This is a genomic window from uncultured Nocardioides sp. (assembly GCF_902805925.1).
Lineage (GTDB): Bacteria > Actinomycetota > Actinomycetes > Propionibacteriales > Nocardioidaceae > Nocardioides.
In genome coordinates, this window is sequence record NZ_CADCUP010000225.1 from 1 (window position 1) to 14535 (window position 14535).

16 protein-coding genes and 1 pseudogene are annotated in these 14535 nt (G+C 74.9%); 11 read left to right on the forward strand and 6 right to left on the reverse strand.

The window, feature by feature from the left end; all coding sequences use genetic code 11:
* Nucleotides 1-415: pseudogene (locus tag QZX64_RS16245) on the reverse strand (hypothetical protein); the annotation flags it as partial.
* A 370-nt stretch (nucleotides 416-785) separates the two neighbouring features.
* Here QZX64_RS16245 and QZX64_RS16250 point away from each other — a divergent pair.
* The 9 genes from QZX64_RS16250 to QZX64_RS16290 all read left to right on the forward strand — a co-directional run bounded on the left by QZX64_RS16250 (nucleotide 786) and on the right by QZX64_RS16290 (nucleotide 9359).
* Complete coding sequence (locus tag QZX64_RS16250; RefSeq protein ID WP_295661912.1) at nucleotides 786-1565, forward strand: isocitrate lyase/phosphoenolpyruvate mutase family protein; 780 nt, start codon at nucleotides 786-788, stop codon at nucleotides 1563-1565.
* A gap of 43 nt (nucleotides 1566-1608) precedes the next feature.
* Entirely contained in the window at nucleotides 1609-2295 is a 687-nt protein-coding gene (locus tag QZX64_RS16255) for a hypothetical protein (protein ID WP_295661915.1), read from the forward strand.
* Between the two features lie 90 nt (nucleotides 2296-2385).
* The gene (locus QZX64_RS16260) at nucleotides 2386-3792 is read left to right on the forward strand and encodes a PepSY domain-containing protein (RefSeq protein WP_295661918.1); all 1407 of its coding nucleotides are present in this window, start codon (nucleotides 2386-2388) and stop codon (nucleotides 3790-3792) included.
* A gap of 10 nt (nucleotides 3793-3802) precedes the next feature.
* Nucleotides 3803-4918 (forward strand): low specificity L-threonine aldolase, encoded by a 1116-nt coding sequence (locus QZX64_RS16265; protein ID WP_295661920.1) that lies wholly within the window; start codon nucleotides 3803-3805, stop codon nucleotides 4916-4918.
* A gap of 5 nt (nucleotides 4919-4923) precedes the next feature.
* Nucleotides 4924-5808 carry a class I SAM-dependent methyltransferase gene (locus QZX64_RS16270; protein ID WP_295661923.1) on the forward strand — a complete coding sequence of 295 codons (885 nt, stop codon included), beginning with the start codon at nucleotides 4924-4926 and terminating at the stop codon, nucleotides 5806-5808.
* 14 nt (nucleotides 5809-5822) lie between these two features.
* Nucleotides 5823-6473 carry a SatD family protein gene (locus QZX64_RS16275; protein WP_295661925.1) on the forward strand — a complete coding sequence of 217 codons (651 nt, stop codon included), beginning with the start codon at nucleotides 5823-5825 and terminating at the stop codon, nucleotides 6471-6473.
* Nucleotides 6470-7246, forward strand: a complete 777-nt coding sequence (locus QZX64_RS16280) for a hypothetical protein (RefSeq protein ID WP_295661929.1) — start codon at nucleotides 6470-6472, stop codon at nucleotides 7244-7246. The genes QZX64_RS16275 and QZX64_RS16280 overlap by 4 nt, the downstream gene beginning before the upstream one ends.
* A gap of 15 nt (nucleotides 7247-7261) precedes the next feature.
* Nucleotides 7262-8176 (forward strand): carboxymuconolactone decarboxylase family protein, encoded by a 915-nt coding sequence (locus QZX64_RS16285; RefSeq protein ID WP_295661933.1) that lies wholly within the window; start codon nucleotides 7262-7264, stop codon nucleotides 8174-8176.
* Entirely contained in the window at nucleotides 8169-9359 is a 1191-nt protein-coding gene (locus QZX64_RS16290) for a thiolase family protein (RefSeq protein ID WP_295661936.1), read from the forward strand. Before QZX64_RS16285 ends, QZX64_RS16290 begins: the two co-directional genes overlap by 8 nt.
* 17 nt (nucleotides 9360-9376) lie before the next feature.
* Here the strand turns inward: QZX64_RS16290 and QZX64_RS16295 are convergent, their stop codons facing one another.
* Nucleotides 9377-9511: a hypothetical protein gene (locus QZX64_RS16295; protein WP_295661939.1), complete on the reverse strand. Its 135-nt coding sequence runs from the start codon at nucleotides 9509-9511 to the stop codon at nucleotides 9377-9379.
* A 118-nt stretch (nucleotides 9512-9629) separates the two neighbouring features.
* On the opposite strand from QZX64_RS16295, the gene QZX64_RS16300 reads away from it, so the two are divergent.
* Nucleotides 9630-11117 carry an amidohydrolase gene (locus QZX64_RS16300; protein WP_295661941.1) on the forward strand — a complete coding sequence of 496 codons (1488 nt, stop codon included), beginning with the start codon at nucleotides 9630-9632 and terminating at the stop codon, nucleotides 11115-11117.
* Here QZX64_RS16300 and QZX64_RS16305 read toward each other — a convergent pair.
* From QZX64_RS16305 to QZX64_RS16320, 4 genes are all read right to left on the reverse strand, one after another.
* Entirely contained in the window at nucleotides 11107-11523 is a 417-nt protein-coding gene (locus QZX64_RS16305) for a hypothetical protein (RefSeq protein WP_295661944.1), read from the reverse strand. The genes QZX64_RS16300 and QZX64_RS16305 overlap by 11 nt on opposite strands.
* Before the next feature lie 26 nt (nucleotides 11524-11549).
* Nucleotides 11550-12173: a hypothetical protein gene (locus QZX64_RS16310; RefSeq protein WP_295661947.1), complete on the reverse strand. Its 624-nt coding sequence runs from the start codon at nucleotides 12171-12173 to the stop codon at nucleotides 11550-11552.
* A gap of 10 nt (nucleotides 12174-12183) precedes the next feature.
* Nucleotides 12184-13293 (reverse strand): zinc-dependent alcohol dehydrogenase, encoded by a 1110-nt coding sequence (locus QZX64_RS16315; protein ID WP_295661949.1) that lies wholly within the window; start codon nucleotides 13291-13293, stop codon nucleotides 12184-12186.
* Nucleotides 13294-13528: 235 nt separating this feature from the next.
* Nucleotides 13529-13792 carry a hypothetical protein gene (locus QZX64_RS16320; RefSeq protein WP_295661952.1) on the reverse strand — a complete coding sequence of 88 codons (264 nt, stop codon included), beginning with the start codon at nucleotides 13790-13792 and terminating at the stop codon, nucleotides 13529-13531.
* Nucleotides 13793-13929: 137 nt separating this feature from the next.
* On the opposite strand from QZX64_RS16320, the gene QZX64_RS16325 reads away from it, so the two are divergent.
* Nucleotides 13930-14535: alpha/beta fold hydrolase (locus QZX64_RS16325; protein WP_295661955.1), on the forward strand; the 606-nt coding region annotated here is incomplete at its 3' end.

The window sequence follows — 14535 nt, forward strand, 5'->3', positions numbered from 1 at the left end:
CCTTGGAGAGGTCGGCGTGGATGGTGGTCTCCGCGACCCGCCTCGCCTTCCAGGCGGGCAGCTCGCCGGCCTGCACGCGGCGCCACAGCCGGGGCAGCCGGTGCCGCAGCTCGAGGGCCTGGCCGATGAGCCGCTTCGCTGCGACTGTGGACATCCCGAGGGCGGCGCCGAGCTCGGCGATGCAGAACTCCGCCACCAACGGCGCACCCGCACCGGCGACCGGCTCCTCGTGCTCACCACCACCGGGCATGGTGAAGGTCGCGGCGGAGTCCTCGGTGGCGGGGTGCAGATCGGCCCACTGGCACGCCGCGACCAGCAGCTCCGCCTCCGCGCGATCGGCAGCGGCACGACGCGAACGCGCGTAGCCGAGCACCGCAGCAGCGGTGTCCGGGAGCGCGCTGGTCGTGATCGCCATAGGAGAACTCAACCACCGAGCACCGACATTTCGGGGCGGGCGAGGAGGACCTGTGGACAACGGATCGCGGTGTCGATCGGGCCCAGCTTTCGACGCTCGTCGCGCTACAACCGCGGCTCGATGACGCCTGCTGAGCTCGTGCTGCCGAGGCTCGTCGCCACCGAACGCACCTCAACCGGCAACCGCTGCGGGCACCGCCCCCGCACTCCGACCAACGGCAGGACCCGACGCTCTGGAGCTGGCGCCCCAACCCGCGCCTCGCTTGCGCTCCTCACACCTCAACCCCCGACCGCTGCGGGCACCCCCATACCGACCAACGACAGGGGCTCGACGCTCTGGCGGCTGGCGCCCCGATCGCTAGGGTCACACCATGACCTCCGACACCGCCGCCCGCGCCACCTCGTTCCTCGAGCTCCACCGCGCCCCCGAGCTGCTCACCGTCGTCAACGTCTGGGACGCCATCAGCGCCACGGTCGTCGCGGGCACCGAGGGCACGCAGGCCCTGGCCACCGCGAGCCACTCGATCGCCGCGACGCTGGGCTATGCGGACGGCGAGAACATCCCGGCCGAGGAGATGCTCGACATGGTGGCCCGGATCGTGCGGGCCACCGACCTGCCGGTCTCCGCCGACCTCGAGGGCGGGTACGGCGACGCGGCCGGGACCGTGCGCCGCGCCATCGGCGTGGGCGTGGTGGGCGCGAACATCGAGGACCAGATGAAGCCGCTCACCGAAGCGGCCGAGCAGGTGGAGGCGATCGTCAAGGCTGCGGAGGCGGAGGGAGTGCCGGACTTCGTGCTGAACGCCCGGACCGACGCCTTCGTCAAGGCCGGCGACCGCGACCCGGCCGAGGTGCTCGCCGACGCCGTGGAGCGCTGCCGGGCGTTCCTCGACGCCGGCGCCCCCGTCGTCTTCGTGCCCGGCCCCCTCGACGAGGACATGGTGGGCACCCTGGTGGAGGCGCTCGGCCCGCAGCGGCTGACGACGATCGGACTGCCCGGAACGCCGCCGACCACGCGACTGCAGGAGCTCGGGGTCGCGCGGGTGTCGTACGGCCCGATGACGCAGCGGGTGGCGCTGACCGCGCTGCAGGACGCCGTGTCGGCCATCCAGCGCGGCGAGGGCATCCCGCGGTTCCGCAACCTGAACTGACACGGGGCCGGCTCCCGGGTGGCGCCGTGGGACCATGATCGGCATGGACCCGGTCCTCGTCTGGTCGCGCGCCTCCGCGCTGGCGGCCGTGACGATGCTGGCGGGTGCGGTCGGGCACGTCTCGGCCGACGGGCTGCTCCCCGGGGCGCCGGTGCTGGCCGGGCTGTCGGTCGTCACTCTCGTGCTCTGCGCGGCGCTGCTCCACCGGCCCGCGTCGCGGCGTCGCGTCGTGGCGCTCCTCGTCGCCGGACAGACCGCAGTGCACGTGGCCCTCACGGTCACCGCCGGCCACGTCGGTGACCGGACGGCCACCGCAACCCATCCCGTCGGCACCGGCGCCCTGCCGGTGGTCGACGGCCGCCGTGTCGGCTCGCTGATGGACTCCCACGACGCCGCGGTCGGCGCGTCGGCGGCCACGCCCGTCCTCTCGGTGGGCCACCTGGTCTCGGACCTCTCGGCCCACGCCCCGATGATGCTGGCCCACCTCGCCGCCGCGGCGCTGGTGGGGCTGTGGCTGGCCGCCGGCGAACGCGCGCTGTGGTCCCTCGTCGCGCTCGCCTCGCGTGCCGCCGTCGGGCCCCTCGCGGTCGCCCTGGCAGCCGCGCGGGTGGTCGTCGCACCCCCGGCCGCCGCCGTCCCGGTGGCCACCGAGCCGCGCCCGCCGCAGGTCCCGGTCCTCCTCGCGCGCGTCGTCGTACGTCGCGGACCTCCTGCTCTCCTCGCTGCCTGACGCCCCGGCAGCACGGCACCGTCCCACCGCACGCGGCCTGAGCCCGTGCCCACTCTCGCGCGCCTCCGCGCTGCCCCGAGGAGATCTCTCGTGACCGACGTACTCAAGCCCGCGCCCGTGCGCGGCCGACCGGCCCGCACGAGCGCCGGCTGGTTCCGCGCCCTCTGGCGCTGGCACTTCTACGCCAGCATCCTGGTCGTCCCCGTCCTGCTGGTGCTCGCGAGCACCGGGCTCGTCTACCTGCTCCGCTTCCAGCTCGAACCCCTGATCCACGCCGACCTCATGACGATCGAGGCGGCGTCCGATACGCAGGTCCGCCAGCCGTACGCCGCGCAGCAGGCGGCCGTCGAGCGAGCCTTCCCCGACGCCGACGTGGTGTCGATGACCGAGCCGGCGGAGGCCGACCGCAGCACGGTGTTCTCGCTGACCGACGCCGACGGCGGTGCCCGGGACGCCTACGTGAACCCGTACGGCGCGGAGGTGCTCGGCTCGCTCGACCCCGACACCACGCTGTCGGGGTACGCCGTGCGCCTGCACGGCGAGCTGATGAGCGGCCGCCTCGGCGATCTGGTCATCGAGCTCGCCGCCTGCTGGGCGATCGTGATGGCGCTGACCGGCTACTACCTGCTCGTCAAGGGTCGCCGGGCCCGGCGCCGGCAGGCCGAGCGCACCGGCCGGCGGCTGAGGATGCGGCACGGCGCCGTGGGTGCCGTGGTGGGCGTCGGGCTGCTGACGCTGCTGGTCTCCGGGCTGCCGTGGACCGGGGTCTGGGGCGAGCGGGTGCAGCAGGTCGCGACGGCCAACGGCTCGTCGATGTGGAGCCTGGACCACGGTGCCCTCTCCGACCCCACGTCGAGCCTGGACGAGTCGCTGCCGCACAGCCACGCCGGCGACGTGCCGTGGGCGATGGGCGAGTCGCCCGTGCCTCGGTCCGGTCCCGGTGAGGGGCGCTCCAGCGTCGCCGACGTCGACACGGCGCTGGCGGTGGCCGAGCGCGAGGGGCTGCGGCACCCGATGACCGTGGCGCTGCCGGCCGGCGACGACGGCGTCCTCTCGGTGATCGGCTACGCCTTCGACGCCCCTTCCGACGAGCGGACCGTGCACGTCGACCGGTACGGCGGCCAGGTCGTGTCGTCGTACGGCTTCGCGGACTACCCGCTGCTCGCGAAGGTGGTGTCGCAGGGCATCGGGCTGCACGAGGGCCGCTCGCTGGGGCTGGTGTCGTTCTGGGGCGCGCTGCTCATGTGCCTGGGGGTCGTCCTCCTGTGCGTGACCGGCCCGCTGATGTGGTGGCGCCGGCGACCGAGCGGGGCCAGGAGCATGGCGGCCCCGCGGGGACGGCTCCCGCTGCGCGGCTCGCCGGTGCTGCTCGTCGGTCTGGTGGCGCTCGGGGTGCTGCTGCCGGTCTTCGGGGCGTCGGTGGTCGTGGTGCTGCTGCTCGACCGTCTCCTGCTGCGCCGGGGAGGCGCGCTGGGTCGCTTCTTCGACACCGCCTAGCCTCGGGGCCGTGAAGGCAGAGCCTGTGACCGACGACCTGACCGACCGCCTACGAGCTGCGACCCGCGCCGCGAGCACCGGAGTGTTCTGGCACGCGCCGAGGAGTCCCGCCGAGGTCCTCGCCGCGCTCGCCACCGCGGCCGCGGAGCTCGGCATCACCGAGTGGGACGTCTACGGCGACGGCGGTGCGGTGACGAGGCTCGAGGACGAGGTGGCCGGGCTGCTGGGCACGGACGCGGCGGTGTTCGTGCCCAGCGGGATCCTGGCCCAGCAGGCGGCGCTGCGGGTGTGGTGTGACCGCCGCGGCTCCCGCCGGGTCGCACTGCCCGACCTCTCCCACCTGCTCAGGCACGAGGCCGACGGGCCGCGGCTGTTGCACGGCCTCGAGGTCGAGCATCTGACCACCGGGCGCGAGGTGGCCACCGCCGCGCACCTCGCGAAGGTGCCCGGCCGCCTGGGCGCCGCGCTGGTCGAGCTCCCGCTGCGGGACGCCGGGTGCCTGCTGCCCACCCTCGAGGAGCTCCGCGGGCTGTCCACGGCGGCCGGGCAGCGCGGCGTGCCCCTGCACCTCGACGCGGCGCGGCTGTGGGAGGCGCAGCCGTCCTACGACGTGCCGTTGGCCGAGCTGGCGGGCCTGGCCGACTCGCTGTACGTGTCCTTCTACAAGGGGCTCGGTGCCCTCCCGGGTGCGGCGGTGGCCGGCGCCGCCGACGTGGTCGAGGAGGTCCGGCTGTGGCGCAAGCGGATGGGCGGCACCCTCCAACGGATGACGCCGCAGGCCCTCTCGGCGCTGGTGGCGCTGCGCGACCGGCTGCCCCACCTGGCCGAGGAGCTGGCGTGGGCACGGACGTTCGCCGCCGCGCTGGCCGAGCGGGGACTGCGCCCGCACCCCTCGCCGCCGCACACCAGCGTCTTCGAGGTGTACGCCGACCGGCCGGCCGACGAGGTCAACGAGCGCCTCCTCGCGCTCGTCGAGAGCACCGGCGTCGCGGTGGGCCCGCCCTGGCGGGCGGGGGACATGCCGGGCACCGCGGTGTGCGAGGTGTCCTGCTACAGCCAGGTGCTCGAGCACGACCCGGCCCGGGTGGCCGACTGGTTCGCGGCGGTCGCGGCGCCCGTAGGGTGACCGACGTGTCAGCCGTCGCCAGCCTTCCCAAGCGCTACTGCCCCGCCTGCGCGAACGTCGTCCGGCTGCGCAACTTCGGCCCGGGCCCCAACGGGAGGCCGCACGCGAGCTGCCCGCGGTGCCGGAGCCTCGAGCGGCACCGCTTCCTCGCGGTGCTGGTCAGCAGCCTCAAGCCCGCGATCGGCTCCGTGGACACCCTGCTCGACGTAGCCCCGTCGCCGCAGACGAGCGAGATCCTCGCCGGACTGCGCCCCGCGCGGCACGTCAAGCTCGACCTCGGGCTCGACGGGCGCCGCGTCGACGTGCTCGCCAGCCTCACCGACCTGCCGCTCGCCGACGGCTCGATCGACCTGCTGTTCTGCTACCACGTCCTCGAGCACGTCCCCGACGACCGGTCGGCCATGCAGGAGATCGCGCGGGTGCTGACGCCCGAGGGCCTGGCCCTGGTGCAGGTGCCGATCCGCTTCGGCACCGTGACCGACGAGGACGTCGACACCACGCCGGAGGAGCGCACGGTCCGCTTCGGGCAGCGCGACCACGTGCGATGGTACGGCGACGACTTCGAGGACCGGCTCGCCGACGCCGGCCTGACCTTCCAGCGCGTGACCCCGCGCGAGGTGCTGGGCGCCGACATGTGCACCTGGCTGCGCCTCTCGGAGGACGAGCCGGTGTGGATCGTACGGCGCGGCTCAGCCCCGCCGGCGCGGCTGCTGGGGGAGACCGGGCTCCCGGCCATGCTCGAGGCGCTGCTGGGCGAGCTCACCGCCGAGCGCGCGGCGCGGGTGGCGGCGCGCTCGCGGGTGGCCGTGCTGGAGCGGCGCACCGCTCGGGCGCGCCTCGGCCGCGTCGTTCGCCGAGTGAAGCACATCGGTTTATCAGCCCGAGAGTAAGTTATGCTCTTCATGTGGCGACAGTGAAGCCAGAATCTTCAGTAGTGCTCATCGGGGACATCGTCGGCTCCCGGCGGGCACCCGACCGGGGGCGGGTGCACGACCTCGTCGCAGCCGCGCTGGTCGAGACCAACTCAGCGTATGCCCCGACCGTGGACCTCGCCATCACAGCGGGCGACGAGTTCCAGGGCACCTTCGCCGACGTGGGCAGCGCCGTGGCCGTGTCGCTGCGGGTGCGGCTCTCCCTGCTCCCCGAGGTGGACGTCCGCCAGGGGATCGGGTGGGGACCGGTGGCCGTGCTGGCGGAGTCGCCGCGGGTGGAGGACGGCCCCGGCTGGTGGGCGGCCCGCGCGGCCATCGAGGCGGTCAAGGCGGACGCCATGCGCTCGGGCACGCGCTCGGCACGCACGCGCTACGCCGTGGCGCCGGGGGCGGACGGCCCGCGGTGCGAGCCGGTCAACGCCGCCCTCCTCGCGCGCGACCACCTCGTCGGCCGGCTCGACGCCCGGGCGCTGTCGGTGCTGCGTGGTCTGCTGTCCGGCAGGACCCAGCACGAGCTGGCCCGCGCCGAGGGCATCACGGCGTCGGCCGTCTCCCAACGGGTGCGCAACGATGGGATCGGGGTCGTGATGGCCATGGACGAGCTGCTGAGGAGGGTCTGGTGAGCTGGCTGGCCCTGCTCCTCGTCGGCCTCGGCCTCACCGACCTGGTGTTCTCCATCCGCCCGCAGAAGCTCCTCCCGGAGGGCGTGGCCGCCATCGCCGTCGTGCTGCTCGGGACCTCCGTGGGCCTCACGTCGGTGGCCGACGTGGTGGCGCTGCTCATGATCGCGGGCGTCGTCCTGGGGTGGGGCTGGGCGGTCACGCGCGGCTTCGGTGCCGGCCCGGCGTGGTGGCCCCTGGGCGTGTTCGGCGTCGCCGTGGCGGCGGCCCTGGCGGCCGGCGGGCTCGCCGGGTCCAGCGGGGGCTGGCTCGAGACGTGGCTCGCCGACTCGCCGATCCCCGGACTGGCCGGCCTGGCGCCCGACCGGGCCCTGCTGCTGCTCGGCCTGGTGCTGGTGCAGCTCTCGACGGGCAACGTGCTCGTCAGGCTCGTGCTCGCCGCCACCGACACCGTCAACCCCCGCAAGGGCGGCACGGGCCACGACCTGCCGCCGCAGCAGCTCAAGGGCGGCCGGCTCCTCGGCCCCTTGGAGCGGCTCTTCATCCTCGGGCTCGGGCTGGCCGGCGAGCTCACCGCGGCGGGCATCGTGGTGGCCGCCAAGGGCCTGATCCGCTTCCCCGAGCTGCAGGCCGAGCGTGACCGCGCCCGCGGCGCCGACCGCCGCGGCGACGGCCCGGTCGACGCGGCGATCCACGACGTCACCGAGTACTTCCTCGTCGGCAGCTTCGTCAGCTGGACCATCGCGCTCGCCGCGCTCGTGCTGCTGGCCGACTGACCGGGAGGAGCAGCCATGATCCCCGCCGTCACGACCGTGCGCCTCACCGGCGCCCGCAACCGCGCGGAGCTGCCGTTGCTGGTGCTCGGCCCGGGCCCCGGCGCGACGGCCACCGGGCTGTGGTCGGCATGCGCCGCCGGGCTCAGCGACGCCTTCGACGTGATCGCCTGGGACCTGCCCGGCCAGGGCCACAACCGTGCCGTGCCCGACGAGCCGTTCACGACGGGCGAGCTGGCGACCGGTGTGCTCCGGGCCGTCGACACCGTGCTGGAGCAGCGCGAGGAGGTGGGCGGGGCGTTCGCGCACGCCGGGGTCCTGCTCGGCGGTGCGGTCGGGCTCCACCTGCTGCTCGACCGTCCACACCGGGTGACGGGCGTGGCTCTCCTGGGGGCCGCGCCGATGGCCGACGACGTGCGCCCGCGGCTGGGCGAGATCGCGGCCCCCGTGCTGGCCGTCGCCGGCAGCGACGACGGCGCCACGACGCTGGCGGAGCTGCGTGAGGTGGCCGGGGGCGTCGCGGACGGGCGGCTGCTCGAGGTCGACGGCGTGGCGCACCACGCGCCTGTGGCATCCCCCGACGTCGTGGTCCGGCTGCTGCGCCACCACCTGCTGGGGGAGCCGCTCGAGCCGGACCACCGGGCCGACGACGTGCGCCGGCTGGTGGCGACGTACGACCGGGCCAGTGTCTGGACGCGTCCCGCCCTCGACCGCCGCAGTCGCTGGCTCGTCACGCTCACCGCCCTGCTCGCCGGCGCCCGGCACGACGAGCTGCCGACGGCGGTGCGGGCGGCACGGGCCGACGGCCTGACGCCCGAGGAGATCACCGAGCTGCTGCTCCACACCGCGACCCACGGCCTGCTGCCCGGAGCCGACCTGGCGATCCGGCTGACGCAGCGGGCCCTGTCAGAGAACGAGGACACCCATGACTGACTCCTTCGTGTACGCCGCGGCGCGGACGCCGTTCGGCCGCTTCGGCGGTGCGCTCGCCGACGTGCGTCCCGACGACCTGGCCGCGACCGCGCTCACCGGCGTGCTGGCCAAGGCGCCCGGCCTCGACCCGGCCGCGGTCGACGAGGTCGTGTGGGGCAACGCCAACGGCGCGGGCGAGGACAACCGCAACGTCGGCCGGATGGCCGTGCTGCTGGCCGGGCTGCCGGTCTCGGTGCCCGCCACGACCGTCAACCGGCTCTGCGGGTCCAGCCTCGACGCCGCGATGATGGCCTCACGGAGCATCGAGACGGGCGATGCCGAGGTCGTGGTGGTCGGGGGCGTGGAGTCGATGACCCGGGCGCCGTGGGTGCTGCCCAAGCCGTCGCGAGCCTTCCCCGCCGGGGACGCGACCGCGGTGAGCACCACCCTGGGGTGGCGGCTGGTCAACGATCGGATGCCGAGGGAGTGGACCGTCTCGCTCGGCGAGTGCAACGAGCAGGTCGCAGAGAGCCACGGCATCTCGCGCGAGCGGCAGGACGAGTTCGCCGCCCGTTCGCACCACCTGACCGACGCCGCCTGGACCGACGGGTTCTACGACGACCTGGTGGTGCCGGTGGAGGGGGTGGACCTCGCGCGGGACGAGAGCATCCGGCCCGGCAGCACCGTCGAGTCGCTCGCGCGGTTGAGGCCGGCCTTCCGCGCCGACGGCACCATCACCCCGGGCAATGCCTCCCCGCTCAACGACGGCGCCTCGGCGGTGCTGCTCGGCTCGGGGGCGGCGGGCGACGCGATCGGCCTGGCCCCGCTGGCCCGCATCGCCGGCCGCGGGTCCGCCGCCGTGGAGCCGCAGCTCTTCGGGCTCGCGCCTCTCGACGCTGCCGAGCAGGCGCTGGCCCGCGCGGGGATCGGCTGGGCCGACGTCGCGGCGGTCGAGCTCAATGAGGCGTTCGCCGTGCAGTCGGTCGCCTGCGTCGACGCCTGGCTCGAGCGCGGGCTCGGCGACCCCGAGCTCGTCAACGCTCGCGGCGGGGCCATTGCCATCGGCCACCCGCTGGGTGCGTCCGGGGCACGGATCCTCGGCACCCTGGCCCACCGGCTGCGCGAGTCCGGCGGCCGGTGGGGCGTCGCCGCGATCTGCATCGGGGTCGGTCAGGCCCTCGCCGTCGTGCTGGAGGCCGCCTGAGCAGTGCCCGCTGCGGCTCAGGGCCCCGTCGGCTGCGGCTCCGGGTCGGGGATGACGCCGGGGTCCTCGCCGGGTGCCACGGGGTTCACCGACGGGTCACCGGAGGGCACGATCTCGGGGTCGGAGGCGGGCTCGAAGGGGGTGGTGGTCATGGCGACCGGTACCCGCCCGCAGCGGGGGGATGCACCGCCACCGCCATGGCGGCGTCGGCGTGCGCCGGTCTCCGGGGCATGATCGACCCGCTCCGCGAACGCAGACCGAGAGGCTCCCATGACCACCGCCACCCTTGTCCGCCAGGCACGCCTGGTGCCCGTGCGCACGCCGCCCGCGGGGGAGGGTGAGCCCGTCGACCTGCGCATCGTCGACGGCGTGGTCGCCGAGGTGGCGCCGGCGCTGGCCCCGGCGACGGGTGAGCTCGTCGTCGAGGCGGCCGGGCGGTGGGCGGTGCCCGGGTTGTGGGACCAGCACGTGCACATGGCCCAGGCCGCGCACACCCGGATCCAGGTCGACCTCACCGGCAGCGCCGGGCCCGAGGAGGTCCTCGACCGCGTGCTGCGACACGTCGAGGGGCTGCCCGCGGCCTCCGAGGCGGCGGTCCTCGGCTTCGGCTTCCGGTCGGCCGCGTGGGCGCGACCCGCGACGGTGGACATGCTGGACGCCGTCGTGGCCGACCGCCCCGTCGTGCTGATCAGCGGCGACGCCCACAACGGCTGGCTGAACACCCGCGCGCTCACGCTGCTCGACGCACCGGCCACGGCGGGGCCGTTGCAGGAGCGGGAGTGGTTCGAGGTGTTCGCCCGGCTCGGAGAGCTCCCCGGTGACCCGGCGCTGCTCGAGCGTGCCTACCGCACCGCCGCCGCCGACGCCGCCGCCGCCGGGGTGGTCGGCATCGTCGACATGGACTTCGGGCGCCCGTACGCCGACTGGCCGGGCCGCACGGACGCCGGCATCGACCAGCTCCGGGTGCGCACGGCGGTCTACCCGGACCGGCTCGACGAGGTGGTGGGCGCCGGGCTGCGCACCGGCACCCCGCTCGATCCCTCAGGGTTGGTGACCATGGGTCCGCTCAAGATCATCTCCGACGGGTCGCTCAACACCAGGACGGCGTACTGCTGCCAGCCCTACGCGCCGGGGGAGCGCCCGCACGGGCAGCAGAACTACGGGCCCGAGGAGCTCGGCCACCTGCTGCGCCGCGCCGTCGAGCACGGTCTCCGGGTCGCCGTCCACGCAATCGGTGACGCCGCCACGACGACGGCTCTCGACGCCTTCGCGCAGTCCGGTGCCGCAGGGACCGTCGAGCACGCGCAGCTCGTGCGCCTCGAGGACCTCCCCCGGATGGCGGCCCTCGGGGTGGGCGCGAGCGTCCAGCCGGCGCACCTGCTGGACGACCGCGAGATCACCGGGCAGATCTGGGCCGACCGTGCCGACCGGTGCTTCCTGCTGCGCTCCATGCACGACGCGGGCGTGCGGCTGGGCTTCGGATCGGACGCCCCCGTCGCACCCCTCGACCCGTGGCTCGCCATGGACGCCGCCGTCCACCGTGCGCGTCGCGGCGAGGACCCGTGGAACGCGGCCGAGGTCGTCCCGCCCGCCCTGGCCCTCGCCTCCAGCACCGACGGCCAGGACACCCTCGCCGTGGGCTCGCGGGGCGACGTCGTCCTGCTCGACGACGAGCCGCTGGCGGCGGTCGCCTCGCGCCGGGCGCCGTACGTCGCGGCGACCCTGGTCGGCGGCCGGCCGACGCACCTCACGCTCTAGGTCGCCGACCCGCCACGGCCGCCCAGGCGCCGGTGCACCACAGCGCCCAGGCCACGAGCAGCGGCTGGAAGAACAGCCGGGCCAGTCGCGCCCGGTCGGTGTCGAGGCCGAAGGCGTCGTTGCCCTCGACGTACTGCGCGACGTTGCCCGGGAAGACCGCGACGAAGAGGGCGGCCGCGGCCAGGCCCAGGGCGACCCGATGACGCGGGAGCAGCAGGAGCCCGAGGCCGAGCACCACCTCCACCACGCCCGAGACCGCGACGACGACACCGCCGTCGACGGGGAACCACGACGGGACCTGCGCCAGGAACTCCTCCGGCAGCAGGAAGTGGCCGGTGCCCGCGAGCACGAGGGCGGCCCCGAGGAGCAGGCGGGCCGCCGTCCGGACGGGCGAGACGTCGGGCACGGGTCGTCCGACCGGTGACCGCGCGGTCAGCGGTCGGTCGCCGTCGCGCGCCGGGCCGCCCGCAGCGTGCCCGCGGCCCGCAGCGCCCGGCGGGTCAGGCGGTAGACCGGCCACCCCGCCGCCACCCACGGGCCCGCCACGATGATCGGGTCCATCCACTGGTGCTTGAGGTCGGTCCGGCCGGTGCCGAGGCGAGACGTCACCCCGCCGTGGGTGACCTCGGCCCTGACGCCCGTCTGGGTGAGGGGGTTGTCGGGACGCGTCGTGGCCAGGGACCGCAGGGCGTGGGCGGCGACGTCGACCCGGTCGCCCGCGATGAGAACGAGCCAGTGCGCCGTACGGGCCTCGCTCCAGCGCTCGTAGGCCAGCCGGCGGATCCGCCCCGACAGCCCGCGCAGCGGCTGGGCGGTGCCGAACACCGGGGTGAGGTCGGCGTGCTCGATCGAGCGCTCGCGGTAGCCGTCGTGCCGCTGCTGCTCCGGCAGGTCCCACCGCGCGCCCGCCGGCCGCAGGTCGAGCGACTCGCGGGGGTACGCCGGCCGGTCGGCGTGGTCGAGGTCGGCACCCCAGCCGGGGATCCGTGCCCTGAGCGACTCGACGGGCTCGGGGAGGGGCGGCTTCTGGCCGGAGTAGGGGGAGGTGAGGGGCATGGCGGTCTCCTCAGGCGGGGTTCGGGACGATCAGCGGCTTGATGCAGCCGTCGAGCTTGGCGGACATGATGTGGTAGCCCTCGGCGATGTGCTCGAGCGGGATCCGGTGCGTGACGATGTCGCTCGGCTTGAGGTAGCCGTTGCGGATGTGCTCGAAGAGCCGCGGCCACTGGCGCTTCACGGGCGCCTGGTTCATCCGCAGCGTGAGCCCCTTGTTGAGGGCGTCGCCGAACTTCACCGAGCTGAAGATCGGGCCGTAGGCGCCCATCACCGAGACGGTGCCGCCCTTGCGCACGGAGTCGATGGCCCAGTTGAGCGCGACCGGGGAGCCGCCCTGCAGCTTGAGCTTCGCCGAGGTGACGTGCATGAGCAGGTTGCCGTCGGCCTCCGCGCCCACCGCGTCGATCGCGACGTCGGCACCGAGGTGGTCGGTGAGCCTCTTCATCAGCACCACGACGTCGTCGTGCTCGGTGAAGTTGAAGGTCTCGGCGTGCGCGAACTCCCGTGCCTTCTCGAGCCGGAAGTCGAGGTGGTCCACGACGATCACCCGGCCGGCACCCATCAGCCACGCCGACCTCGCGGCGTACAGGCCGACCGGCCCGGCCCCGAAGACCACCACGACGTCGCCCTCGACGATGCCGCCGAGCTGGGCGCCGAAGTAGCCGGTCGCCAGCGCGTCGGTGAGCAGGACGGCGTCCTCGTCGTCCATCCAGTCGGGGATGACGCTCGGCCCGACGTCGGCGAACGGCACGCGGACGTACTCCGCCTGGCCGCCGTCGTACCCGCCGGTGGTGTGTGAGTAGCCGTAGATGCCGCCGACCGCGGTCGCGTTGGGATTGACGTTGTGGCAGTTGGAGTAGAGGCCGCGGGCGCAGAAGAAGCAGGACCCGCAGAAGACGTTGAAGGGCACCATCACGCGGTCGCCCACCCGGAGGTCCTGCACCGAGGAGCCCACCTCGTCGACGACCCCGATGAACTCGTGGCCGAACGTGTGGCCGACGCGGGTGTCGGGCATCATCCCGTGGTAGAGGTGCAGGTCGGACCCGCAGATCGCGGCGAGCTGCACCTTGACGATGGCGTCGTTCGGGTGCTCGATGCGGGGCCGTGGCTTCTCCTCCACGCGGATCCGATAGGGGCCGCGGTACACCATCGCTCGCATCTCTCGCCTCCGTGGCAGTCGTCGTCGCCGGTCATGAGGGGTACCCGCAGCGGCGGCGCCGTAGTCGTCGGCCGCACGGACTGGCGGGCCCGCGGCGGCGCGGGCGGCCCGGGAGCCGCTGACCAGCCACCCTCCGACGGTGACGACGGACCCGGGCACCGAGGGGCCGGCACGCCGGGGCCGCGGGTGACCCGGCTCAGCCGCCCGGCGGTGGCTCGTCGAGCTCGGCGACCACGGGGTCGCCGGCGCTGATGGCGGCCGCGGCGCGGCCGACCCACCCCGCTGAGAGGCCGTCGAGCACTCCCGCCCCGGCCAGCCGCTGCCGCAGGTCGGCCTCCACGTCCTCCGGCGTGTCGCCCGCGTGGGCGTTGAAGGTGGCATCGAGCGCGCCCTGGGCGCCGGCGACCACCGGCTTGCCCACGTGGGTCTCGACGCCGGGGGACTCCGGCTGCTCGGTCATCGCGGTCCTTCCGTCGGGAGCCACCCGGTAACCGCGGCGCGGCACCGGATGCCTGGCCCGGCGTTTGAGCCGCGGGACGCCGGATACCGGCGCTGCTCGGTCGAGCAGTGGCCGGCTTCCACGGGGGAGGAGCTGACATGGTGAGAACGTCCTCGACCTGGCTCGACGTCGACGGGCCCGTGCACGTCGCCGACCTCGGTGGCCCCCGAGAGGCCCCCGCCGTGCTGTGCGTGCACGGACTGGGCAGCTCGCACGCGGCGTGGGGGCCACTCGCCCTCGCGCTGTCCTCGACGCACCGGGTGCTCGCGGTCGACCTGCCCGGCCATGGTCGCTCCCCGGCCGACGGGCGCTCGACGGCCGTCAAGGACGCAGGCGGCGTCCTCGAGCGTGTCGTCCAGCGACTCGACGCCGGTCCGCTGACGCTCGTCGGGCACTCGATGGGCGCCGCAGTGGCGGTGCTGGCCGCGGCCCGGGCCCCGGAGCCGCTCGAACGCCTCGTGCTGCTGGCGCCGCCCATGCCGCGAGACCGGCTGGCGTTCATCAGTCCGGCGCTGCTGCCCCACGTCGCGCTGTGCGCCCTGCCGATGCTCGGCCACGCCGCCCTCGCCCGCCGCCTCGATCGCGGCAGCGTCGAGCAGCACATCATGGACGGACTCCGGCTCACGTGCGGGTCGCTGGACGCGGTCGCCGAGTTCGCCCCCGCCCTGGTGGCGGAGTTCGAGGCGGCCCGTGACCGAGGTGAG